The 23,068-nt window shown below is 58.6% G+C and carries 20 protein-coding genes and 1 pseudogene; 12 read left to right on the top strand and 9 right to left on the bottom strand.

All coding sequences use genetic code 11. The features are described from left to right. Nucleotides 1-109: 109 nt before the first annotated feature. The 5 genes from AO277_RS25990 to dksA form a co-directional block, all read right to left on the bottom strand. The gene (locus AO277_RS25990) at nt 110-1,543 is read right to left on the bottom strand and encodes a sigma-54-dependent transcriptional regulator (RefSeq protein ID WP_044319135.1); all 1,434 of its coding nucleotides are present in this window, start codon (nt 1,541-1,543) and stop codon (nt 110-112) included. 22 nt (nt 1,544-1,565) lie between these two features. Then, nucleotides 1,566-4,520 carry a sensor histidine kinase gene (locus AO277_RS25985; RefSeq protein WP_099259155.1) on the bottom strand — a complete coding sequence of 985 codons (2,955 nt, stop codon included), beginning with the start codon at nt 4,518-4,520 and terminating at the stop codon, nt 1,566-1,568. Continuing rightward, entirely contained in the window at nt 4,504-4,680 is a 177-nt protein-coding gene (locus AO277_RS25980; protein WP_002552060.1) for a hypothetical protein, read from the bottom strand. The genes AO277_RS25985 and AO277_RS25980 overlap by 17 nt, the downstream gene beginning before the upstream one ends. A 98-nt stretch (nt 4,681-4,778) precedes the next feature. Next, nucleotides 4,779-5,666: a tRNA glutamyl-Q(34) synthetase GluQRS gene (gene gluQRS / locus AO277_RS25975; protein ID WP_002552061.1), complete on the bottom strand. Its 888-nt coding sequence runs from the start codon at nt 5,664-5,666 to the stop codon at nt 4,779-4,781. A gap of 668 nt (nt 5,667-6,334) precedes the next feature. Further along, nucleotides 6,335-6,775, bottom strand: a complete 441-nt coding sequence (gene dksA / locus AO277_RS25960) for an RNA polymerase-binding protein DksA (RefSeq protein WP_002552063.1) — start codon at nt 6,773-6,775, stop codon at nt 6,335-6,337. 350 nt (nt 6,776-7,125) lie between these two features. Here dksA and AO277_RS25955 point away from each other — a divergent pair. Next, nucleotides 7,126-8,298, top strand: a pseudogene (locus AO277_RS25955) (pyridoxal phosphate-dependent aminotransferase). Continuing rightward, nucleotides 8,298-9,011 (top strand): DNA/RNA nuclease SfsA, encoded by a 714-nt coding sequence (gene sfsA, locus AO277_RS25950; protein WP_044319133.1) that lies wholly within the window; start codon nt 8,298-8,300, stop codon nt 9,009-9,011. Before AO277_RS25955 ends, sfsA begins: the two are co-directional and overlap by 1 nt. A 20-nt stretch (nt 9,012-9,031) precedes the next feature. On the opposite strand, the gene AO277_RS25945 is transcribed toward sfsA, so the two are convergent. After that, entirely contained in the window at nt 9,032-9,355 is a 324-nt protein-coding gene (locus AO277_RS25945; protein ID WP_080899277.1) for a Rieske (2Fe-2S) protein, read from the bottom strand. A gap of 219 nt (nt 9,356-9,574) precedes the next feature. Between AO277_RS25945 and deoC the strand changes: the two genes are divergently transcribed. Next, nucleotides 9,575-10,354: a deoxyribose-phosphate aldolase gene (gene deoC / locus AO277_RS25940; protein WP_044319137.1), complete on the top strand. Its 780-nt coding sequence runs from the start codon at nt 9,575-9,577 to the stop codon at nt 10,352-10,354. 351 nt (nt 10,355-10,705) lie between these two features. Here the strand turns inward: deoC and AO277_RS25935 are convergent, their stop codons facing one another. Next, nucleotides 10,706-11,050 carry a pentapeptide repeat-containing protein gene (locus AO277_RS25935; protein ID WP_002552068.1) on the bottom strand — a complete coding sequence of 115 codons (345 nt, stop codon included), beginning with the start codon at nt 11,048-11,050 and terminating at the stop codon, nt 10,706-10,708. Nucleotides 11,051-11,151: 101 nt separating this feature from the next. Further along, complete coding sequence (locus tag AO277_RS25930) at nt 11,152-12,690, bottom strand: bifunctional aminoglycoside phosphotransferase/ATP-binding protein (RefSeq protein ID WP_044319132.1); 1,539 nt, start codon at nt 12,688-12,690, stop codon at nt 11,152-11,154. Between the two features lie 130 nt (nt 12,691-12,820). On the opposite strand from AO277_RS25930, the gene mrcB reads away from it, so the two are divergent. From mrcB to AO277_RS25915, 3 genes are read left to right on the top strand one after another with little or no spacing between them, the layout of a single operon-like run. Next, nucleotides 12,821-15,142 (top strand): penicillin-binding protein 1B, encoded by a 2,322-nt coding sequence (gene mrcB / locus AO277_RS25925; protein ID WP_044319131.1) that lies wholly within the window; start codon nt 12,821-12,823, stop codon nt 15,140-15,142. A 17-nt stretch (nt 15,143-15,159) separates the two neighbouring features. Continuing rightward, entirely contained in the window at nt 15,160-15,900 is a 741-nt protein-coding gene (locus AO277_RS25920; protein WP_004658615.1) for a tetratricopeptide repeat protein, read from the top strand. Continuing rightward, complete coding sequence (locus AO277_RS25915) at nt 15,900-16,229, top strand: YqcC family protein (protein WP_002552072.1); 330 nt, start codon at nt 15,900-15,902, stop codon at nt 16,227-16,229. The genes AO277_RS25920 and AO277_RS25915 overlap by 1 nt, the downstream gene beginning before the upstream one ends. 9 nt (nt 16,230-16,238) lie before the next feature. On the opposite strand, the gene AO277_RS25910 is transcribed toward AO277_RS25915, so the two are convergent. Then, the gene (locus AO277_RS25910; RefSeq protein WP_044319130.1) at nt 16,239-16,655 is read right to left on the bottom strand and encodes a DUF4124 domain-containing protein; all 417 of its coding nucleotides are present in this window, start codon (nt 16,653-16,655) and stop codon (nt 16,239-16,241) included. 397 nt (nt 16,656-17,052) lie between these two features. Here AO277_RS25910 and AO277_RS25905 point away from each other — a divergent pair, with 397 nt between their 5' ends. From AO277_RS25905 to msrQ, 6 genes are all read left to right on the top strand, one after another. Further along, on the top strand, nt 17,053-18,777 hold the full coding sequence (locus tag AO277_RS25905; RefSeq protein WP_044319136.1) for an acetolactate synthase 3 large subunit: 1,725 nt from the start codon (nt 17,053-17,055) through the stop codon (nt 18,775-18,777). A 2-nt stretch (nt 18,778-18,779) separates the two neighbouring features. Further along, a complete protein-coding gene (ilvN, locus tag AO277_RS25900; RefSeq protein WP_002552075.1) occupies nt 18,780-19,271 on the top strand; it encodes an acetolactate synthase small subunit in 492 nt (163 codons plus the stop codon). A gap of 47 nt (nt 19,272-19,318) precedes the next feature. After that, the gene (gene ilvC, locus AO277_RS25895; RefSeq protein WP_002552076.1) at nt 19,319-20,335 is read left to right on the top strand and encodes a ketol-acid reductoisomerase; all 1,017 of its coding nucleotides are present in this window, start codon (nt 19,319-19,321) and stop codon (nt 20,333-20,335) included. A 144-nt stretch (nt 20,336-20,479) separates the two neighbouring features. Then, complete coding sequence (pssA, locus tag AO277_RS25890) at nt 20,480-21,325, top strand: CDP-diacylglycerol--serine O-phosphatidyltransferase (RefSeq protein ID WP_002552077.1); 846 nt, start codon at nt 20,480-20,482, stop codon at nt 21,323-21,325. Nucleotides 21,326-21,394: 69 nt separating this feature from the next. After that, complete coding sequence (gene msrP / locus AO277_RS25885; protein ID WP_044319129.1) at nt 21,395-22,408, top strand: protein-methionine-sulfoxide reductase catalytic subunit MsrP; 1,014 nt, start codon at nt 21,395-21,397, stop codon at nt 22,406-22,408. After that, on the top strand, nt 22,408-23,040 hold the full coding sequence (msrQ, locus tag AO277_RS25880) for a protein-methionine-sulfoxide reductase heme-binding subunit MsrQ (protein ID WP_031598457.1): 633 nt from the start codon (nt 22,408-22,410) through the stop codon (nt 23,038-23,040). Before msrP ends, msrQ begins: the two co-directional genes overlap by 1 nt. Nucleotides 23,041-23,068: the final 28 nt, after the last annotated feature.

Here is a 23,068-nt window from a genome sequence, read left to right as displayed (position 1 = left end):
CTCCCGCCGGGTCTGCGTTACCGTAAGACCCGGCTTTTGTTACGTGAAGTGTTTGCGGTAACAGTTTCTACCCGCTCTGCGCACCGCGTGCCAGAGCCTTTACCGCTTTTTACGTCTCGTTGGCGACGCCCTTGCGACGCGGAATGCCCAGACGTTGCCGACGTTCCCACAGACACTTGCGACTGACGCCCAGTTTGCGCGCCAGCTCGGTTTCAGTCATGTGGTCCTGATGCTCCAGAACGAAGTGCTGGAAATAGTCCTCAAGCGACAGGTCTTCGGCCGGCTCATTGCCCGTCGAGCCGGAAGACCCCGGCAGCGGTGCCATGCCCATGTACTCGTCGTCATCCAGACCGTCGAGCTCGATGTCGATGCCCAGCAGGTCTGCGGTGATTTCCGGATTTTCGCACAGGATCACCGAGCGCTCCACCGCATTTTCCAGTTCGCGTACGTTGCCTGGCCAGCTGTAATGGCGAATGGCTTGTTCGGCGTCGGGGGAAAACTTCAGGTCGTCGCGACCGACCTTGGCGCTCTGACGTACCAGAAACGCACGGGCGATTTCCAGAATATCGCTGCCACGCTCGCGCAGCGCGGGGAGTTTCAGGGCGATGACGTGCAGGCGGTAGAACAGGTCTTCACGAAACTCGCCATTTTTGGCCAGTGTCTTGAGGTCGCGGTGGGTTGCGGCAATCAGGCGTACGTCGACCTTTTGCGATTGCACCGAGCCGACACGACGAATCTCGCCTTCCTGCAAAACGCGCAGCAGGCGTGCCTGGGCTTCCAGAGGCAGCTCGCCGATTTCATCGAGAAACAGCGTGCCTCCGTCAGCAGCTTCGACCAGACCAGCACGACCTGCACTGGCTCCGGTGAATGCGCCTTTCTCGTGACCGAACAATTCAGACTCGATCAGCGATTCAGGGATGGCCGCACAGTTGACCGAGATCATCGGCGCCTTGGCACGGCGTGACAGGTTGTGCAGGGCGCGGGCGACCAGTTCTTTGCCGGTGCCCGACTCGCCCTGAACCAGAACATTGGAATCGGTCGGGGCCACTTTGCGGATCTTGCTGTAGAGATCCAGCATGGGCGGGCAAGAACCGATGATGCCGATCTCGCCATTATTATTCTGTGCCGGGCCTTTTTCAGCGCCGTTAGCCTTGGCAAGGGCGTTACGCTCGTCCTGAAGACCCTTTACCGTCTGGCGATCACGCAGAATTCGTGAGACCGTCTGCAGCATTTCATCGTGATCGAAGGGTTTGGCGATGTAATCCACAGCCCCCATCTTCATCGAATCGACCGCTGAGCGCAGGCTGGCGTAACTGGTCATGATCAGCACAGGTTTGCCTTCGCCGAGCTTGATCAGTTCGGTACCGGGCGCGCCTGGCAGGCGCAGGTCGCTGACGATCAGATCAAAAGACGAAATGCTGAAGCGCTCCTGAGCTTCCTGAACGGAGCCGGCCTCACTGACTTCATACTGATTGCGTTCAAGCAGGCGACGCAGGGCTGAGCGGATAATCGTTTCGTCTTCGACGATCAAAATATGCGGCATTGATTCAGTTCTCTCGACGGTCTCAGTTCACGGTGGACGTCGCGTCGACATGACGTGGCAAGGTCACCCGAATACGGGTTCCACGCTGCTGCTCGGGATCGGCCGGGCTGTCGATAGTGATTTGTCCATAATGCTCTTCAACGATGGAGTAGACCAGCGCGAGGCCAAGTCCGGTTCCTTCGCCAGGCTCCTTGGTAGTGAAGAACGGCTCGAACAATCGGTCCATGATTGCCTTTGAAATCCCACTGCCTTCGTCTTCGACGATCAGGTCCACCGTGTGCTCGGATACTTCGCTTCTGACCCTGACCGCACTGCCTGCCGGGGACGCATCGCGGGCATTGGAGAGCAGGTTGATCAGCACTTGTGCCAAGCGCTGCGGGTCGCCGACAGCCCAATGTTCGGGGTTGCACAGGTTATAGAAGTGTACTTCGAAATTGCGCCGGTTCAGCGCCAGCAAACCAATAGCATCCTGAGCCACCACAGCCAGACAAACGGCCTCGTCGCTGTGCTGATGAGCCCCCGCGTGGGCAAAGCTCATCAATGACTGGACAATGCGCGACACACGTTTGGTCTGTTCAAGTATCTGACTGCTGATTTCTTTCAGTTCGCCGTCTTCTTCACGCTCTTCACGCAGGTTTTGCGCGAGACAGGCAATGCCGGTGATCGGGTTGCCGATCTCGTGCGCCACGCCTGCTGCCAGTCGACCAATGCTGGCCAGCCGCTCTGAGTGCACCAGCTTGTCTTCAAGCATCTGCGTGTCGGTCAGGTCCTCGACCAGCACCACCAGGCCACTGTTGCCCGGAGCGAGAGGCTCGTTGATGGCTGCCTTGTGCAGGTTGAGCCAGCGGGTCTGGCCGTCCAGACCGAGTTTCTGCTTGTGCAGATGCTCATCGGGCAGGCTGGCAAAGCCGGTCAGCAGGCTTTTCCAGGGTTCGGCAATGGTTTCCAGTCGCGAACCGACCACGCGCTGGGCGACGATGCCGGTCAGCTCTTCCATCGCCCTGTTCCACATCAGGATCTCCTGATCTTCGGCCAGCGAGCACACACCCATCGGCAGTTCCTGCAGGGTCTGGCGGTGGTAGCGGCGCAGGGCGTCGAGTTCGGCAGCAAGGCCGGTCAGGCGCGAGTGGTAGTCCTCAAGACGGCTTTCAATAAAATGTATGTCTTCGGTGACATATTTTTCGCTGCCCGATTTGTACGGCAGGAAGGTTTCCACCATGTCCTGGGCGACACTTGGCCCCATCAACCCGGACAGGTTGGCCTCGATCCTGTCGCGCAGGCGGCGCAGGGCATAAGGACGGCGCTCGTCGAATGGCAGGTACAGATCGCGCAGCGCCTGTTCGACTTCCTTCTGTGCGGCTTTCGCGCCCAGCGGCTTGGCCAGTTGGGTGGCGAATTCCTGGGGCGACACGGCATGCAGTTCACGGCGTTGCGGGCGGCGCACGTTATCGACCGCGCAGGCCTCGGCTGCACCGACTTCTTCAGGGCTGGCATTGGTGAACAGGGATATCAGGGTGAACAACAACACGTTGGCCGCGAGGGACGCGATAGCTGCCATGTGCCAGCTGGTGTCGTCCAGCACGTAGATCATGTTCAGCCAGGGGATATAAAAGCCCTGCAGGTTGCCGATCAGCGGCAGCAGCATGCTGACTGCCCAGACCGCAATGCCGGCCAGCAGGCCTGCGATGAAGCCTCGCCGGTTGGCGGTCGGCCAGTAAAGCACCGACAGTACGCCCGGCAGGAATTGCAGCGTCGCAACGAAAGCGACGATGCCGAGATTGGCCAGATCCTGCTGGGCACCGAGCAGCAGGTAGAAGCCGTAACCCAGAGCAATGATCGCCACGATCAGCCCGCGTCGCGTCCACTTCAGCCAGCGGTAGATGTTGCCCTCGGCTGGCGGCTGATAAAGCGGCAGCACCAGATGGTTGAGGGCCATGCCGGACAGCGCCAGCGTAGTCACGATGATCAGTCCGCTGGCCGCCGACAGCCCGCCGATATAGGCGAGCAGGGCCAGCGACTTGCTGTTGGCCGCGATACCGATCCCGAGGGTGAAGTATTCCGGGCTGGTCGTGGCCCCGAGTTTGAGCCCGGCCCAGAGGATCAGTGGGACAGCGAGGCTGATCAACAGCAGAAACAGTGGCAGCCCCCAACTGGCGCTGACCAGCGAGCGCGGGTTGAGGTTTTCAGTGAAGGTCATGTGATACATGTGCGGCATGACAATCGCCGAGGCGAAGAACACCAGCAGCAGGGTGCGCCAGGGGCCTTCCTGCAACGGCGTGTGCAGCGAGGCGAGGGCGGTCTGGTTCTGCAACAGCCACAGTTCCAGCTGTTGCGGGCCGTCGAACACGCCATACAAGGCGTACAGCCCGACACCGCCCAGTGCGATCAGCTTGATCAGCGATTCAAAGGCGATGGCGAATACCAGCCCTTCGTGCTTCTCACGGGTTGCGATTTGCCGTGAGCCAAAGAAAATAGTGAACAGGGTGATCAGCGCGCAAAACGCTACGGCCACCCGATCCTGCACCGGTTCGCGGGTCAGAATGCCGATGGAGTCGGCCACTGCCTGAATCTGCAAGGCCAGCAACGGCAGTACGCCGATCAACATGAATACGGTGGTCAGCGCACCAGCCCAGGTGCTGCGAAAGCGGAAGGCAAACAAATCGGCCAGCGATGAAAGCTGGTAGGTGCGGGTGATTCTGAGGATCGGGTAGAGCAGCACTGGCGCAAGCAGGAATGCACCGGAAACCCCCAGGTAGCTGGACAGAAAACCGTAGCCATACTGATAGGCCAGGCCGACCGTGCCATAAAACGCCCAGGCGCTGGCGTACACGCCCAGTGACAGGGTGTAGGTCAACGGATGACGGATGATCCAGCGTGGAATAAGGCCGTGCTCGCTGACCCAGGCTACACCGAACAGTACCAGCAGGTAGGCGGCGCTGACCATCAGCATCTGCGTCAGACTAAAGCTCATCGGCATCTCGCTGGCTCTGCAGAATGAAAGTCACCACGATCAGGATCAGCCACAGCATGTAGGGGCGATACCAGGCACCGGTCGCATCGATCCACCAGTCCATGATGGCCGGAGAGAACAGATAGATGCCTACCACCAGAAGCAAAACCAACCGGTATATGTACATCTGGTCTCCCTGTGCTGGTAGATGAGGAGCGGCATGTTAACGGATGCCGGATAACCTGCAAGCATACTTGCGTCGCAGTTTGCGGCGACCGCTCTGGATCAGTCTATCCGGGCTTCTTCAATATTGCGTAGTCTGGGGATCAGGTCGGCGTTCCAGTGGCGGATTCCCCAGGCAAGCACTTCCTGCGCGGTGCCATCGGTCATGTGCGTATCGAGTGGTTGCCCCAGTGCCCGCAATGCCCGAATCAGCAGAGGGGTGGCCTGTTCGGCCGGCAACGGTGGCGAGCGATAGGATTTGCCGAGCTTGTGGCCATCCGGCTGGGTGATCAGCGGCACATGCAGGTAGCGTGGCTGGGGCAAGCCCAGCAGTTCCTGCAAGTACAACTGGCGGGGCGTCGAGTCCAGCAGGTCGGCACCGCGCACGATATCGGTCACGCCTTGCCAGGCGTCATCGATTATCACGGCGAGCTGATAGGCATACAGGCCGTCGCGCCTGCGGATCACGAAGTCACCGCTTTCGCGTCCCAGGTGCATTTTGAATGTGCCCTGCACACGGTCTTCGAAGCGATATTCAAGCTCCGGGACCCGGATGCGGATTGCGGCATTCTCGGGCGCATGTCCCGCATTGCGGCAAAAACCGGGATACACGCCTTCAAACGGCTCGAGCTGTTTGCGTGAGCAGGTGCAGGCATAGGCCAGGCCATGATTGAACCAGCGCTGGAGTATTTCGGCGTAGGCATCATGGCGCTCGCTCTGCCGAGCCATCTCGCCATCCCATTCAAAGCCGTAGCGCTCAAGGGTTTCAAGAATCGCGGCTTGCGCGCCGGCCACCTCGCGCGGCGGGTCCAGGTCTTCCATGCGTAACAGCCACTGGCCGCCGACTGCGCGAGCGTCCAGATAGGACGCCAGCGCTGCGACCAGCGAGCCAAAATGCAGATAACCACTGGGAGTCGGCGCAAAGCGCCCGATATAGGCCGGTTTTTTCATGGGCGGGATGTTACGGGTGGCTAGCTTGAGCGGGCAAGCGAAACGCGGTTGGTCTTCACGCGGACTCTCGTGACGATGTTCACTCTGCGCCGCGTTGCTCGTCCAAGACCGGACGCAGAGCGTCCAGAACGGCATGCGACGCGGAGCGTCGCACGATAGTTAATACTGTCACGCCCTACACGCAGCCGCTGCCAACGCAAAGCTTTTCGGTCGCGGTAGCACTGGCGACGCAAATTGCGACGTTAGTGACAGGGCGAAGGAACCCGACGAAGTCGGGCCGGAAACAGGAGCGAGGGGATTTGCCTACTTTGGCCCCATCAAAGTAGGTCGCCGAGGGGCGAAAAGGGGACTTGAGCAGAATCCAACCCACCTGACATCACAGAACTGCCATGTGACGCAGAGCGTCCAGAACGGCATGCGACGCGGAGCGTCGCACGATAGTTGAGATTATCGTTCCTCACGCTCCAGCGTAGGAATGCCGTGCGTGACGCTCGGCGTCACAGATCTTTGCCGCACCGCACATTCAAGATCGGACGCAAATCCGGAACGACGAACCGAAGTGAAGCGTCGGCACGATAGTCAACGCGCGTATTGGCACGAGGGGCGTGATTCCAACAGGCACAAAAAAAGACGCCGAAGCGTCTTTTTCAGTCAAAGGCGGCCCCAGGTCACTTACCGACCTGTTTTTCCTTGATTTCAGCAAGTGTCTTGCAGTCGACGCACTGGTCGGCAGTCGGGCGCGCTTCAAGACGGCGAATGCCGATCTCTACGCCGCACGATTCACACCAGCCGTATTCTTCGTCCTTGATCAGTTGCAGCGTCTTGTCGATCTTCTTGATCAGCTTGCGTTCGCGGTCACGGGCACGAAGTTCGAGGCTGAACTCTTCTTCCTGACTGGCACGGTCGGCCGGGTCGGGAAAATTGGCTGCTTCGTCCTTCATATGGTCTACCGTTCGGTCGACCTCTTGCATCAAGTCCTGCTTCCACTTGTTCAGGATCTTGGTGAAGTGCGCGCGCATGGGCTCGCTCATGTACTCCTCACCCTTTGTTTCCGGGTAGGGTGCAAAGCCGCCGATTAGATGGCTGTGTTGCTTTTCTGGGGTGGGCATGTCTGGACCGCCTCTCACTCTTCTAATCTATTGCGCAGGATTGTTCCATCACCGACACCCGTCGGCCCTGCAGCTGCAAGCGGGCGAACTTACCAGATCAAATCGTAGTGCGCTACTCCCGGTTGTCGAGCATGACGACGCCGTCCGCTTATAGAGATGGCTATTTCACATCTGCCCTTCACTTAAATGAACTCTAGTCGATGCGTACCGTCGTAGCTTTCTTTTATTCAGCATTCGACGGCTGGGTTTTTCAGCCCGTTAAAGCACCGTAGTGCGGTCGGTTCGGTAGAATCATGCCGCGTCGTCATGACAATCATGTTTTTAATACCCGCCCCCATAAAGGAATATCCATGCCCCAGCCTTACAGTGCACGTAGTCGCGCCATCGAACCTTTTCATGTCATGGCGCTGCTGGCGCGTGCCAATGAACTGCAGGCAGCGGGTCATGACGTTATTCACCTTGAAATCGGCGAGCCCGATTTTACGACTGCGCAGCCCATCATCAAGGCTGGCCAGGCGGCGCTGGCAGTCGGCAAGACTCGCTACACCGCCGCTCGTGGTCTTCCGCAACTGCGCGAAGCCATTTCCGGATTCTACGCCCGACGCTACGGCGTTGATATTGATCCCCAGCGCATTCTGGTCACTCCGGGCGGTTCGGGCGCGTTGTTGCTTGCCAGCAGCCTGTTGGTCGATCCGGGCAAGCATTGGTTGCTGGCCGACCCTGGCTACCCTTGCAATTGACACTTCCTGCGTTTGATCGAGGGCGAGGCGCAACTGGTGCCGGTCGGTCCGCAAGAACGCTATCAACTGAATCCCGAACTGGTGGCGGCTCACTGGAACCAGAACAGTGTCGGCGCACTGGTGGCATCGCCTGCCAATCCTACCGGCACGCTGCTGAATCGCGACGAACTGGCAGCCTTGTCACAAGCGCTGAAAGCTCGCAACGGCCACCTGGTGGTGGACGAGATCTACCATGGCCTGACCTACGGCGTGGAGGCCAGCAGTGTGCTGGAGGTGGATAACGAAGCGTTTGTTCTTAATAGTTTTTCAAAGTATTTCGGCATGACGGGCTGGCGCCTCGGCTGGCTGGTTGCACCACAAGACGCCGTGGCCGATCTGGAAAAACTGGCGCAGAACCTTTACATCAGCGCGCCAAGCATGGCGCAACATGCCGCGCTTGCCTGCTTTGAGCCTCAGACACTTGAAATATTCGAGCAGCGGCGCGCCGAGTTCGGCCGTCGCCGGGACTTCCTGTTGCCTGCGCTGCGCGAACTGGGTTTCGGTATTGCCGTCGAGCCGGAAGGGGCATCCTATTTGTACGCCGACATCTCGGCGTTTGGTGGCGATGCCTTCGCGTTCTGCCGGCATTTTCTGGAAACCGAGCATGTCGCTTTTACGCCAGGCCTGGACTTTGGTCGCCATCAGGCTGGGCATCATGTGCGCTTTGCCTATACACAGAGCCTGCCGCGCCTTCAGCAGGCAGTCGAGCGAATTGCTCGCGGTTTGCGTAGCTGGGGTGCCTGATGCGCTTTGCTCCGCAGCTTGAACAGGGTCGTCTGCTGACCCGTTACAAACGCTTTCTGGCTGATATCGAAACCGACAGCGGCGAGCTGTTGACCATTCACTGCCCCAACACCGGTTCGATGCTCAACTGCATGATGCCCGGTGGGCGTGTGTGGTTCAGCCGTTCAAGTGACCCGAAGCGCAAGCTGCCGGGCACTTGGGAAATCAGCGAGACGCCGCAGGGCAGGCTGGCCTGTATCAACACCGGGCGAGCCAATACGCTGGTTGAAGAGGCCTTGCGCGCCGGGGTTATCAGCGAACTCGAGGGGTTTACGACGCTCAAGCGCGAGGTGGCCTACGGGCAGGAAAAGAGTCGTGTGGACTTTCGCCTTGAATACCCTGATGGCTATCTGTATCTGGAAGTGAAAAGTGTCACGTTGGGTTTCGATGCTTCCAGTGTCGCTGCGTTTCCCGACGCGGTTACCCAGCGTGGTGCGCGGCACTTGCGTGAACTGGCCACGCTGGCGCGCGGGGGCGTGCGGGCCGTGTTGTTGTATTGCGTCAACCTCACCGGTATCGACGCCGTGCGACCCGCAAAGGAGATCGATCCGGTTTACGCGGCTGCGTTGCGCGAAGCCATTGACGCTGGTGTGCAAATTCTTGCCTACGGTGTGGACCTGACGCCAGACGAAATTGTTATTGACCGACGACTGCAGGTGCACTGGCTGGATTGAAGCGTTCTGGGCGTGACGAGTCAGCCCTCGTCATCCTCCATGGACAGCGACACCCAGATCCCCTCAGCATCTTCACGGCTCTGGATCGCCGTCAATGATTGGCCTTCGCAGGGGCCGGCAACGCATTCGCCATTCTCGATCAGAAACAACGCCCCATGCATTGCGCACCGGATCAGGCTGGCGCTGCTGTCGAGGAATTGATCCGGCTGCCATTCCAGGGCGATACCGCGATGCGGGCAGCGGTTTTTGTAGATGAACACTTCACCCTGACGACGTACTGCCAGCAATGCGTGCTCGCCTAGCTCGAAACCCCTGCTTTGGGCTTCGTGCAGGTGCAAAGGAATTTCAAGAAGCCTCCACAGGCCTGTTTTTTGTGTAGACGCCTGACCTGGGTAGTCTGACAGCTTCTTTGGGTTGTCGCGTTGTCGTACGCGGGGCTTGTTACAGGCTGCGTCAGTTTTTTCCTGTCTTCCTGTGGCTTTTTTCTCTGAGCATGGTCCTTGCGCCTTCTGGCCTTCAAGCCCGTATATCGTTCTGCTCATGTTTTGCAGAGCGAATACGCCATGAAAGAGATGACAGCAGATGATGAGCGGCTGGCGCGTCAGGTCATAAGGCTGCTTGAGCTGTTTGCCCTCAATGCCGACGATACGGAGCAGCGCATTGTCGGCATTTGTCAGCGCGCATGGACGCCTGTGGGGCAGGTTGCCGCAGTCTTCGTGCAGCCGCGTTTCGTGTGTCTGGCACGTACCACCCTGGACCGTATGCAGGCGCATGACATCAAGGTTGTCGCCATAGTCAATTTCCCCCACGGCAGCAGCAACATTCAGTCAGTGACCTCGCAAGTTCGCGCCGCGTTGCTGTCCGGCGCGGACGAAATAGATGTCGTGTATCCCTTTCGCGCACTGCTCGGTGGAGATCGGCAGCCCGGCCTTGAGATGATATCGGCGTGCAGCTCATTGTGTGCAGGGCGGGTCAAACTCACCGCGACACTTGAAACCGGCGATCTGCGCGATTCCCAAATGATCCTCAATGCTTGCCGCGATGCGATTGTTTCGGGTGCCGACTTTATCAAGACCAGCACGGGCAAATCAGCCACCCACGTTACACCGCAGGCTGCACGGGTGATGCTCGAGTCTATCGCGGACGTCGGCGGGCAGGTGGGGTTGAAGGTTGCGGGAGGGATCCGGACGTTCGACGAGGCACGTTTTTACATGATGCTGACGCATGCCCGTTTTGGTCGGCAATGGATGAATGCCGGGCGCGTGCGGTTGGGTGGCTCAAGCTTGCTGGACGATTTGCTGGCCAGACTTGGCCTGTATGAGTCGTATGGCAACGGTTTTTGAGCGGTGGGCAGCTTTTTGAAGGACAAAAAAGATCCGGCAAAGAGCCGGGTCAAAAACCGTGATTAGCCTGATGAGGAGATAATCTGAAAGTCCGAACCAAGGTCTTTCAGTTACCGTCCAGTCTCGCGACCGGATGTGATAATCATAACGATTCTCATTTCTAGGTCAACAGTTCTTTTGATCCTGTCCATGCTCTTCACCTGACAGCTATCCATAGGCCAAAAATGCCTTGCACGGCATAACGGCTGGCTGCGCATGGCCGCGATATTTAAAGGGGGGGTCTCGGAAATGAAGCGACGCAGCGCCAGCCTGACATGCATTGCGCATGCAGGCTGCGAAGGTTTTACGGTTTTAGCGGGTGCGATAGCGCAGGCGCGTACCGAAATTTACCGACATCAGAATCTCGTCAGCCGAGAGCTCGGCGGGGAAGAACACGCCTGAAATCTGTGCGTGAGCGATACTCGCACCTTCCATCGGCGTGTGCCGCAGGTCCAGGCCGCGAAGGTCGGCAGACCGGAAGTAGGCGTCGGTGAAGTCGATACCGGCGGTGTCCAGTGCCCGCAGGTCCAGCCCTCGAAAGTCACCCCCGGCCATATCAATTGTGCCGGTCCGCGGTTTCTCCTGGTTGAAACCTTCGACATCATCTTTGCGCAGCAGCATATAAAGCGGTGAGTCGATCTGTTTGGGCTGGCTCATGATGGCCTCGGACATGTGGTTGCGTTGGAATTATGGCGCCATTATATCGCCATCATTGTGAGACCGTGAAGCATTACCCGCTCAACGGCCATGTACCGGTTTTACAGCCCCGGCAGGCGCTGGCGCAGGTTGTCGATGAGGCTGTCCAGCTCACTGCTGATGTGGGTGGCAACCTTCTTGCTGCGCAGCGTTTCCTCTGCGCTGAGCAGTTCGCGGTTGGCCTGCTGGGCCTCGATGACCTCCAGGGTTGCGTCGGAAGGATCATTGTTCTGTGCCTGACGCTGGGCAAGCCAGCCAGCGATCACTGCCTGTGGTGCTTCGCAATCGAGGATCATAAACGGCACGCCGGTGTTTTCGGCGACTTTTGCCGCTGCATCACGCTGCCCATGCTTGAGGTAGGTGGCATCGATCACTACCGAGAAGCCTGCGCGAAGGGTTATACCGGCAAGTTCGTGCAGGTGTGCATAGGTTGCATCGTTGGCTTGCGCGCCATACATCTCTTCATCTCGCCCGGCAAACAGGCGCTTGCGCTCTATGTCCGAACGCAGGCGAATGGCGCCCAGCGATTCCACCAGGCGCATTGCGACATGGCTTTTGCCGACGGCTGATACACCGTGAGTAATTGTCAGGAACGGTGAGGGAATGGCGCTGTAGCTTTCGGCCAGATTGGCGTAGTTGCGGTATTGACGAAGCGTCGCTGCGCGCTGTACACCGTCGGCGTCGGATGGCTGGCTGAACAGGGCCACTTTGGCACGAACCATCGCCCGATAAGCCTTGTAGAAATTCAGCAGTTCCAGGCCTGCGTAGTCGCCGGTGACTTCCAGGTACTGGCTGATCAGGCGCCGGGAAAGGGATTTCAGGCCGCGGTCCTCAAGGTCCATTGCCAGGAAGCCGATGTCGGCGTACACGTCGGTCTTGCGGAACGGTTCGTTGAACTCGATGCAGTCAAACAGCACGACCTTGCCGTCAATCACTGTCGCGTTGCCCAGATGGATGTCGCCGTGGCATTCGCGGATGAATCCGTCGGCCTTGCGCTGAGCCAGCAGTGGCTTGAGCCGCGCAAAGCTAGACTCTGCCCACGCCTGTAGGGCCTCAAGCTGTGCCAGGTCGGATTTTTCGCTGATCAGTGGACGAATCTGCTCAAAATTCTGTACCACAGGGGCCATCACGCTGTCTGGCGAGCCCAGTTCGCTTTCGGTTCCGACCTGCGGCGAGCTGAGGTGGAAGCCTGCGATCTGGCGCGCCAGTTCGTCGATATGCGCAGTGGTCACCTCGCCGTTGGCCTGCAGGGTGCTGAGCAGGCCGTCCTGTGAAAACTGCTTCATCTTCAAGGCGTACTCGATGACTTCGCCGTCGCCGCCCAATTGCGGCGCGTCGACGGTGCCGGTGATCGGCAGCACTTCGATGTAGAGGTCGTCGGTCAGGCGCTGATTGAGGCGCAGCTCTTCGTGGCAGAAATGCTTACGCAGAGCCAGCGTAGTAAAATCCAGGAAACCGAAGTTCATCGGCTTCTTGAATTTGTAGGCATACGGGCCAGTCAGCAGAACCCACGAAATGTGCGTTTCGATGAGCTGGAAATTTTCCACCGGATGTGGGAAAAGAGCAGGGTTCTGCAGGGCAGCGATCAAAGACTTGCTCACGGGCGATCCTTCAGGAATGTGTTCAAAATGTAAGTACGCGATGCCGCCATTATGGCCGCTTGGCGCGAGGCTGCAAACCGCTGACTCGGGCGTCTGTCGATCCTTGCTAAAGTGCGTATAATCCGCGCCCATGACTCGATCCCGCACCTCTCGTTCTCCTAAAAAGCAACCTCCTCGCAGCCTGAACAAGTGGCTGGGCTGGGCGTTGAAGCTCGGTATTGTCGGCCTGGTTCTGCTGGGCGGCCTGGCCATTTACCTCGATGCAATCGTTCAGGAGAAGTTCTCCGGCAAGCGCTGGACCATTCCGGCCAAGGTCTATGCACGACCGCTGGAGCTGTTCGTCGGACAGAAGCTGAGCCGCGATGATTTTCTCATCGAGCTCGACGCCTTGGGTTATCGCCGCGAAAGCGTCGCGAATGGTCCTGGCGCTGCGGCGGTGAATGGCAATACCGTCGACCTCAACACGCGGGGTTTCCAGTTCTACGAAGGCACTGATGCGGCTCAGCAGGTGCGCGTGCGCTTTTCCGGTGATTACGTCGCCGACCTGTCGTCGGGCAATGGTGCCAAGCTTGCCGTGGCGCGGCTTGAGCCCTTGCTGATCGGCGGGCTTTACCCGAAGAACCTCGAAGACCGGATCCTGATCAAGCTTGATCAGGCACCGCCGTATCTGCTCGACGGGCTGGTGGCGGTCGAGGACCGCGATTTCTATCACCACTTCGGCGTGTCGCCCAAGTCCATTGCCCGGGCTATCTGGGTGAATACTTCGCAAGGGCAGATGCGCCAGGGCGGCAGTACGCTGACCCAGCAGCTGGTCAAGAACTTCTACCTGACCAACGAGCGCAGCCTGACCCGCAAGCTCACCGAGGCCATGATGGCGGTCTTGCTGGAGATCCATTACAGCAAGCAGGAAATTCTCGAGGCTTACCTCAATGAAGTGTTTGTCGGTCAGGACGGTCAACGTGCAGTGCACGGTTTCGGTCTGGCCAGTCAGTATTTCTTCAGCCAGCCGCTTTCCGAACTGAAGATTCATCAGGTGGCGATGCTGGTCGGGCTGGTTAAGGGGCCGTCCTTCTACAACCCGCGCCGCAATCCCGAGCGTGCTCTGGAGCGTCGTAATCTGGTGCTTGACCTGTTTGAGCAGCAAGGTGTGGCAACCCCCGAAGTGGTGGCCGCCGCGAAGAAATTGCCACTGGGTGTGACCAAGACCGGCACGCTCGCCGACAGCTCGTTCCCGGCTTTTCTGGATCTGGTCAAGCGCCAGTTACGCGAAGACTATCGCGATGAAGACTTGACCGAAGAAGGGCTGCGGATCTTTACCAGCTTTGATCCGATCCTGCAGATGAAGTCCCAGGCCGCTATTGACGACACGTTCAAAAAGCTCGCCGGGCGCAAGGGTGTTGATGAAGTAGAGGCGGGTATGGTCGTCACCAACCCGGAGACCGGTGAGGTGCAGGCGCTGATTGGCGGTCGCGAGGCCGGGTTCTCGGGTTTCAACCGGGCGATCGATGCAGTGCGTCCGATAGGCTCGCTGGTCAAGCCGGCTATTTACCTGACCGCACTGGAACGTCCGAGCCAGTACACGCTGACCAGCTGGATTGCCGACGAACTGTTTCAGGTCAAAGGCGCTGATGGCCAGATCTGGAAACCGCAGAACTACGATCACAAGTCGCATGGCAACATCTTTCTGTATCAAGGGCTGGCGCATTCCTACAACCTGTCGACTGCCAAGCTGGGCCTTGAGCTGGGTATTCCAACTGTCTTCAAGACACTGGCCAAACTGGGCGTAACGCGTGAGTGGCCTGCTTATCCGTCGATGCTGCTGGGTGCGGGCGGCTTGAGTCCGATGGAAGTCGCCACCATGTACCAGACCATCGCCAGCGGCGGGTTCAATACGCCGATGCGTGGTATTCGCAGTGTGCTGACCGCCGAAGGTGAACCGCTCAAGCGTTATCCGTTCAAGATCGAGCAGCGTTTCGACCCAGGTGCCATTTATTTGGTACAGAATGCGATGCAGCGGGTAATGCGCGAAGGGACGGGCAAATCTGTTTACAACGTGTTGCCAAGCTCGCTGAATCTGGCGGGCAAGACCGGCACCAGTAATGACTCGCGCGACAGCTGGTTCGCCGGTTTCAGTCAGGATCTGCTGGCCGTAGTGTGGATGGGGCGTGACGATAACGGCAAGACTCCGTTTACCGGCGCCACTGGTGCCCTGCAGGTCTGGACCAGCTTTATGCGCAAGGCCAATCCGCTGCCGCTGGACATGGCGATGCCGGATAACGTCGTTCAGGCATGGGTCGATGCGCAGACAGGCCAGGGTTCTGATTCGAGCTGCCCGAATGCAGTGCAGATGCCGTATATTCGCGGCAGTGAGCCCCAGCCCGGCGCGACATGCGGCGGCGCTCCGGCACCTGCCACTGAGGTGATGGACTGGGTCAAGGGTTGGTTGAACTAGGCAATCGAGGTTTTGAAGTGAATAAATGGTGGATTCCAGCTTTAACGGCACTGGCCTTGCTGAACGGCTGCGCCAGTGTGGAACGCGGCTCGATTCCGGTCGTGGATTCGAGCTCCAAGGTGTCCAACGGCGAGCGCGCGGCAGCGTCGCGTAATGGCACTTACCGAACCAACACCGCCCCGGTTCAGCAGCCGCAAGCCGTGCCGCAGGATTCGGGTGTCGTGGTGATGGTGCCGGGCGCGGGTGGTGCCGATGCGGGGCAGAGCTTCTCTGCGCCGACCAGTCAGGCGCCGTTCAGTGTCAACACGCCGCCTGTCGACGCCGCTCCGGTCAATCAGGCCCCGATCAGCCCGGCTCCGGCGAACAACAGTTACAGCATGCCGGCTGCCTCTGCACCGACCGGGATTCCGTCCAGTGGCGGCGGTCTGTCAGAGGACGAGCAGCTTGACGGGCCGGTACTGGCGTTGCTGACCACGGCACAGCAACAGCAGAGCAGTGGCGACCTCAACGGCGCATCCTCAAGCCTGGAGCGCGCGCAGCGTGTCGCCCCGCGTGAGCCTCAGGTGCTTTATCGTCTGGCTCAGGTGCGTCTGGCTCAGGGCGACGCAGCCCAGGCCGAGCAACTGGCTCGTCGCGGTCTGACCTACGCCAACGGGCGTACCAGCCTTCAGGCCAGCCTTTGGGGGCTGATCGCCCAGTCTCGCGAAAAGCAGGGTGACGCGGCCGGTGCTGCGCTGGCTCGCCAAAAGGCTCGCTGATGGACGTGCGTTTGCCTGAGGTGGCCGAGCAGTTGCTGTTGATAGAGCGCGAGTTGCGCGCGCTGGGCTGGTGGGATACGACGCCGCCCAGCGAGCAGGCGCTTGCCAGTCAGGAACCGTTCAGCGTCGATACGCTCGAGTTCGCGCAGTGGCTGCAATGGATCTTCCTGCCGCGCATGAAAGTCATCCTCGAGCGTGACCTGCCGCTGCCCAATGCGTCCGGCATTCTGGAGATGGCCGAGATGGTCTATGCCGGGCGCCTGAGTGAAACCCGGCTGCTGCAGCAGCATCTGGCACGGTTCGACCAGTTGATTACGGCCGCTCGCTGAGCCAATCCTCTAGCGACAGAATTCGCTGATGGCTTTCTCGGTTTCTTCGGTACGCGTCTTGCGGTTTTCTTCCGTAAGACGCCTCGATTCTCCTCCAACCTGCTCGCGCACTCGCGGATTGTTCTGCAACTGCGCAAGATTGGTGCGCAGGGTTTCGCAATTTTCCGCGCGTTTCGCTTCCTGAGCCTTCACCTGACTTTTGACTTTCTGGTCAATAGCGCGTTGCTGTGCAGCTCCGTCGTCCGCAGGAGTGCTGGGCGCAGAGGCTGGTGGCGGCGTCTGCACATTGATTTCCTGCACCTGCTGGCCGGTGGGGGGTTGAGCATCAAAATGCGTCACGCCCTGAGCGTCGACCCACTTATAGATTGAGGCGGCCTGGCTGGTTGTGCTGAGGGCCAGTGCGGCGGCGAGAATCATCCAATGCATGTCGTGTCCTTGAGAGTCTGTGCTCACAGAAAACTACCATAACGGTGCATTTCAGTCCGAAACGGTGCGATTTCCCCGGTCCTCTGTCAAGAAAGCGCACGGATCACTTGACTTGAAGGGGGGGAATCACAAGAATCCAAAGTTCGCTGTAGAAGGACTGCCAGAAGCAGACCCTCTCAGTAGATCATGAGGCGCACACCCGCGCCGACCTGTAACACCCGCAACGCGTTACCTCGCGCTGGGTGGGAATGTTCCGCAACACTCAGGGACCTCCCAATACTTGCTCAGTCAGTGCTGACGTAGTCGGCGACCACCGTCGCTCATGCTCTGCTGGCAGTAAACCTATTAAGACCCGTCCCGGAGTGGGCGGTATTCTGGCGTTTTAGAGGTGAACAACGTGGAGCTTTTATCTGGCGCTGAAATGGTCGTCCGCTTTTTGCGTGACGAAGGCGTTGAGCATATCTATGGGTACCCGGGTGGTGCTCTCCTGCATGTCTACGATGCCCTGTTCAAAGAACCGGCGGTAAGCCATATCCTTGTTCGCCACGAGCAGGCTGCCACGCACATGGCCGATGGCTATGCGCGGGCTACCGGCAAGGCGGGCGTAGTGCTGGTGACGTCCGGTCCAGGTGCAACCAATGCCATTACCGGTATCGCCACGGCGTACATGGACTCCATTCCGATGGTGGTTCTGTCTGGTCAGGTAGCGAGCACGCTGGTGGGTACCGATGCCTTCCAGGAGACCGACATGATCGGTATCTCCCGGCCGATCGTGAAGCACAGCTTCATGATCAAGCACCCGTCGGAAATCCCGGAAGTCCTGAAAAAGGCTTTCTACCTGGCGCAGTCCGGTCGTCCGGGCCCTGTAGTAGTCGACATTCCGAAAGACATGACCAACCCGGCCGAGAAATTCGAATACGTCTTTCCGAAAAAAGCCAAGCTGCGCTCCTACAGCCCGGCGGTTCGTGGCCATTCCGGCCAGATCCGCAAAGCCGTCGAGATGCTGCTGGCGGCCAAGCGTCCTATCGTCTACGCTGGTGGCGGGGTGATCATGGGCAATGCGTCGGCGCAACTGACCGAACTGGCACAACTGCTCAACGCTCCGGTCACCAATACCCTGATGGGTCTTGGCTGCTATCCGGGCACTGACCGCCAGTTCGTCGGCATGCTCGGGATGCACGGCAGCTACACCGCCAACCTTGCGATGCACCACACCGATGTGATCCTGGCAGTCGGCGCGCGCTTCGATGACCGTGTCATTAACGGCGCCAGCAAGTTCTGCCCGAATGCCAAAATTATCCACATCGACATCGACCCGGCTTCGATCTCCAAGACCATCAAGGCGGACGTGCCTATCGTCGGTCCTGTCGAAAGCGTGCTGACCGAAATGGTCGCCACCTTGAAAGAGATCGGCGAGACACCTGACAAGGCATCCGTTGCCGCGTGGTGGAAGCAGATTGACGAGTGGCGCGGTGCGGGTGATCTGTTCCCGTACAACCGTGGCGATGGCACGGTCATCAAGCCGCAAGCCGTTATCGAAACGCTGTGCGAAGTCACCAAGGGCGACGCTTACGTCACCTCGGACGTTGGCCAGCATCAGATGTTCGCTGCGCAGTACTACCGTTTCAACAAGCCGAACCGCTGGATCAACTCGGGCGGTCTGGGCACGATGGGCTTTGGCTTCCCGGCTGCGATGGGCGTCAAACTGAGCTTTCCGGATGCGCACGTTGCCTGTGTGACCGGTGAAGGCAGTATCCAGATGAACATTCAGGAACTGTCGACCTGCCTGCAATACGGCTTGCCGGTGAAGATCATCCTGCTCAACAACGGTGTTCTGGGTATGGTCCGTCAGTGGCAGGACATGAGCTATGGCTCGCGTCACTCGCATTCCTACATGGAATCGCTGCCTGATTTCGTCAAGCTGGTCGAAGCCTATGGCCACGTCGGCATGCGTATCACTGACCTGAAGGACTTGAATCCGAAGATGGAAGAAGCTTTTGCCATGACTGATCGTCTGGTGTTCCTGGATATTCAGGTCGATGTGACCGAGCACGTCTACCCTATGCAGATCAAGGACGGCTCCATGCGCGATATGTGGTTGAGCAAGACGGAGCGGACATAATCATGCGCCATATCATTTCCCTGCTGCTGGAAAACGAACCGGGTGCATTGTCTCGCGTCGTCGGTCTGTTCTCCCAGCGCAACTACAACATCGAAAGCCTGACGGTTGCGCCGACCGAAGACCCGACCCTGTCGCGTCTGACGCTCACCACCGTAGGCCATGATGAGGTGATCGAGCAGATCACCAAGAACCTCAACAAACTTATCGAAGTGGTCAAGCTGGTCGACCTGTCGGAAAGCGCTCACATCGAGCGCGAGCTGATGCTGGTCAAGGTCAAGGCCACTGGCGCGCAGCGTGCCGAGATCAAACGCACCACGGATATCTTCCGCGGGCAGATCGTCGACGTGACCGCCAGCGTTTATACCGTGCAGCTGAGCGGCACGAGCGACAAACTGGACAGCTTCATTCAGGCCATCGGCACCGCCGCTATCCTGGAAACAGTACGCAGTGGCGTAACGGGCATTGCCCGTGGCGACAAAGTGCTGAGCATTTAAATCAATTAAGCAAATGGCCTGAACGGCCAAGATAACAGGGGATTTCCATGAAAGTTTTCTACGACAAAGACTGTGACCTTTCGATCATCCAGGGCAAAAAAGTCGCCATCATCGGTTACGGTTCGCAAGGCCACGCTCAAGCGTGCAACCTGAAAGACTCCGGCGTTGATGTCACTGTTGGCCTGCGTAAAGGTTCGGCTACTGTCGCCAAGGCCGAGGCTCATGGCCTGAAAGTGACTGATGTTGCTTCTGCCGTTGCTGCTGCCGACCTGGTCATGATCCTGACCCCGGACGAGTTTCAGTCCCAGCTGTACAAGAACGAAGTCGAGCCGAACCTGAAAAAGGGCGCAACACTGGCGTTCTCCCACGGCTTCGCGATTCACTACAACCAGGTTGTACCGCGCGCTGACCTCGACGTGATCATGATCGCGCCAAAAGCTCCAGGCCACACCGTACGTACCGAGTTCGTCAAGGGCGGCGGTATTCCTGACCTGATCGCGGTTTATCAGGATGCTTCCGGCAACGCCAAGAACGTTGCCCTGTCCTACGCTTCGGGCGTTGGCGGCGGCCGTACCGGCATCATCGAAACCACCTTCAAGGACGAGACTGAAACCGACCTGTTCGGCGAGCAGGCTGTTCTGTGCGGCGGTACTGTCGAGCTGGTAAAAGCTGGTTTCGAAACACTGGTTGAAGCTGGCTACGCGCCGGAAATGGCCTACTTCGAGTGCCTGCACGAACTGAAGCTGATCGTTGACCTCATGTACGAAGGCGGTATCGCCAACATGAACTACTCGATCTCCAACAACGCCGAATACGGCGAGTACGTGACCGGCCCTGAAGTCATCAACGCTGAATCCCGCCAGGCCATGCGCAACGCTCTGAAGCGCATCCAGGATGGTGAATACGCGAAGATGTTCATCAGCGAAGGCGCTACCGGCTACCCATCGATGACCGCCAAGCGTCGTAACAACGCTGCCCACGGCATCGAAATCATCGGCGAGAAACTGCGCTCGATGATGCCTTGGATCGCTGCGAACAAAATCGTCGACAAAGACAAGAACTAAGCTATAGCTTCGCAAAAAAACGCGGCCAATCGGTCGCGTTTTTTCGTTATGGGTCAGGCTCTGGTATAAAGCTGCATCGTTTGCCGCCGAACCCTCGCGGCAGACCTCTGTCGAACCTTTTCATACCGCTGCAAGGTAATCTCCATGAGCGAACGTCCCGAGGAGCCCAACAAGGCCTCCGACGCTGAAAGTCTGCTACCTATCGATGAACATGTGGAAGAAGGGCATGACGCCGAAGGCCGGCAGGTCCGGCATCGCGGTATCTATCTGCTGCCCAACCTGTTTACCACTGCGAACCTGTTCGCTGGCTTTTACTCCATCATCAGTTCCATGAGCGCACAAAGCGCGATGAGCGCGGGTGATACCGCTGGCGCGAGCAAGTATTTCGCGTTCGCTGCCATTGCGATCTTCGTCGCCATGGTTCTCGACGGGCTGGATGGTCGCGTTGCGCGCATGACCAATACCCAGAGCGCGTTTGGTGCCGAGTACGATTCCCTCTCCGACATGGTCGCCTTTGGTGTGGCACCCGCGTTGCTGGCATTCGGTTGGGCATTGGGTGACATGGGCAAGGTGGGCTGGATGGTCGCCTTCATCTATGTTGCGGGCGCGGCATTGCGTCTGGCGCGCTTCAACACTCAGGTCGGCAAGGCTGACAAACGTTACTTCATCGGTTTGGCTAGCCCGGCTGCGGCAGGTGTTGTGGCCGGCACGGTCTGGGCGTTCAGTGATTTCGGGATTCAGGGTTCGAAGCTGTCGTTCCTGGTGGCCTTGCTGGTTGCGGCGGCAGGCATGCTGATGGTCAGCAACATCAAGTACAACAGCTTCAAGGAGCTGGACCTGAAAGGGCGTGTACCTTTTGTTGCGATTCTGGCCGTGGTGCTGGTGTTTGCCGTGGTATTCAGCGATCCGCCACGTATTCTGCTGCTGATATTCCTCGCCTATGCCCTGTCTGGACCGATTCAGTATCTATTGCGTCGCCGCAAGGCCTAGTCAATGATCTAATTTCCACCATACTCCGTAGTCTATTGGTGCATCAGTTCCCTGGCCTGCGGAGTCATCATGCTAATCAAGCTTCCTTCTTCGTCCGACTCCAAAGAGTCGGACGTCACGCCTGAATCCATCTATCTCTCGCGACGTACATTGCTCGGCGGCTCGCTTGCGGGTCTGGCCGTCACGGCACTGCCACGCTGGGCAAGCGCTGCAGACGCTTCGCGCTATGCGGATGTAGAGCCCGGGAAAGCGCCGGGCTGGTTTGCCGACAAGCTGCCTTCTACAAAATGGCAGGCGGTCAACGTCAAGGATGAGGCGATCACGCCGTTCAAGGACGCGACCCACTACAACAACTTCTACGAGTTTGGTACCGACAAGGGCGATCCGGCAAAGAATGCCGGTTCCTTGCAGACCGAACCGTGGAGCGTCGTGATCGATGGCGAAGTCGGCAAGCCGGGCCACTATGCGCTGGAAGACTTCATGAAGCCTTATCAGCTGGAGGAGCGGATCTACAGGCTGCGCTGCGTCGAAGCCTGGTCGATGGTCATTCCCTGGATGGGCTTTCCTATATCTGCACTGCTTAAGCAGGTAGAGCCGACCTCTAAGGCCAAATACATTCGCTTCGAAACGCTTGAAGACCCAAAGTCCATGCCTGGGCAACGCTCTGACTTTGCCCTCATCGACTGGCCGTATGTAGAAGGACTGCGGCTGGATGAGGCGATGAATCCATTGGCGATTCTTGCGGTGGGCATGTATGGGCGTGAGTTGCCTAATCAGAACGGCGCGCCGCTGCGTTTGGTGGTCCCTTGGAAGTATGGCTTCAAGAGTGTGAAGTCAATTGTGCGTATCAGTCTGGTCAGTGAGCAGCCGAAGACCACATGGCAAAGCATTGCGGCAAATGAGTACGGCTTCTATGCCAACGTTAACCCGACGGTGGATCACCCTCGTTGGACTCAGGCCCGAGAGCGTCGCTTGCCGAGCGGCCTGTTCAGTCCGAATCTGCGCGACACGAAAATGTTCAACGGTTATGAGGAGGAGGTGGGTGCCTTGTATGCCGGTATGGATTTGCGGAAGGACTATTGATGCGATACCCGTTCTGGCGTCTGGCTGTATTTCTCGCCGCGTGCGTTGCGCCGGTCTGGTGGCTCTATCAGGCATGGATCTTTGCCTTGGGGCCTGATCCGGGCAAGGTTCTGGTAGAAGATTTCGGGCTAGCGACTCTGGTGATGTTGCTGATCACAATGTCCATGACGCCTTTGCAGCGCCTGACCGGCTGGCCGGGATGGATCGTTGTCCGTCGTCAACTGGGGTTGTGGTGTTTTGCTTATGTGGTGCTGCACATGACGATGTATGCGCTGTTCATCCTCGGGCTGGATTTAGGCCAGTTGGGCGTAGAGTTGGTAAAGCGTCCCTATATCATCGTGGGTGCGTTGGCGTTTCTCGGGCTGCTGGCTTTGGCTGTGACGTCCAATCGCTATAGTCAGCGTCGACTCGGAGCGCGCTGGAAGAAGCTACACCGGCTTATATATGTGATTCTGGGGCTGGGCTTGCTGCACATGTTCTGGATTGTCAGGGCTGACCTTAAGGAATGGGCGCTGTATGCGGGGATAGGCGCGTTCCTGTTGCTGCTGCGGATTCCAATGATTACAAGGCGAATCCCGCGTCCTGGAGGCTCTGCCGGGACAGGATCGAAGAAAGTTCAAAATAACGGTTGACGCCCTCTGTGATCTGTCTATAATTCGC

It is taken from the genome of Pseudomonas amygdali (genome assembly GCF_002699855.1).
Lineage (GTDB): Bacteria > Pseudomonadota > Gammaproteobacteria > Pseudomonadales > Pseudomonadaceae > Aquipseudomonas > Aquipseudomonas amygdali.
Note: the sequence above shows the minus strand (reverse complement) of the source record. Positions and strands in the feature narration are given on the sequence as shown.

Coding starts and splice junctions, on each gene's coding strand:
- AO277_RS25990 (WP_044319135.1), bottom strand. CDS start 1,543: ATGCCGCATATTTTGATCGTCGAAGACGAAACGATTATCCGCTCAGCC.
- AO277_RS25985 (WP_099259155.1), bottom strand. CDS start 4,520: ATGCCGATGAGCTTTAGTCTGACGCAGATGCTGATGGTCAGCGCCGCC.
- AO277_RS25980 (WP_002552060.1), bottom strand. CDS start 4,680: ATGTACATATACCGGTTGGTTTTGCTTCTGGTGGTAGGCATCTATCTG.
- gluQRS (WP_002552061.1), bottom strand. CDS start 5,666: ATGAAAAAACCGGCCTATATCGGGCGCTTTGCGCCGACTCCCAGTGGT.
- dksA (WP_002552063.1), bottom strand. CDS start 6,775: ATGCCCACCCCAGAAAAGCAACACAGCCATCTAATCGGCGGCTTTGCA.
- sfsA (WP_044319133.1), top strand. CDS start 8,298: ATGCGCTTTGCTCCGCAGCTTGAACAGGGTCGTCTGCTGACCCGTTAC.
- deoC (WP_044319137.1), top strand. CDS start 9,575: ATGAAAGAGATGACAGCAGATGATGAGCGGCTGGCGCGTCAGGTCATA.
- AO277_RS25935 (WP_002552068.1), bottom strand. CDS start 11,050: ATGAGCCAGCCCAAACAGATCGACTCACCGCTTTATATGCTGCTGCGC.
- mrcB (WP_044319131.1), top strand. CDS start 12,821: ATGACTCGATCCCGCACCTCTCGTTCTCCTAAAAAGCAACCTCCTCGC.
- AO277_RS25915 (WP_002552072.1), top strand. CDS start 15,900: ATGGACGTGCGTTTGCCTGAGGTGGCCGAGCAGTTGCTGTTGATAGAG.
- AO277_RS25910 (WP_044319130.1), bottom strand. CDS start 16,655: ATGCATTGGATGATTCTCGCCGCCGCACTGGCCCTCAGCACAACCAGC.
- ilvN (WP_002552075.1), top strand. CDS start 18,780: ATGCGCCATATCATTTCCCTGCTGCTGGAAAACGAACCGGGTGCATTG.
- ilvC (WP_002552076.1), top strand. CDS start 19,319: ATGAAAGTTTTCTACGACAAAGACTGTGACCTTTCGATCATCCAGGGC.
- pssA (WP_002552077.1), top strand. CDS start 20,480: ATGAGCGAACGTCCCGAGGAGCCCAACAAGGCCTCCGACGCTGAAAGT.
- msrP (WP_044319129.1), top strand. CDS start 21,395: ATGCTAATCAAGCTTCCTTCTTCGTCCGACTCCAAAGAGTCGGACGTC.
- msrQ (WP_031598457.1), top strand. CDS start 22,408: ATGCGATACCCGTTCTGGCGTCTGGCTGTATTTCTCGCCGCGTGCGTT.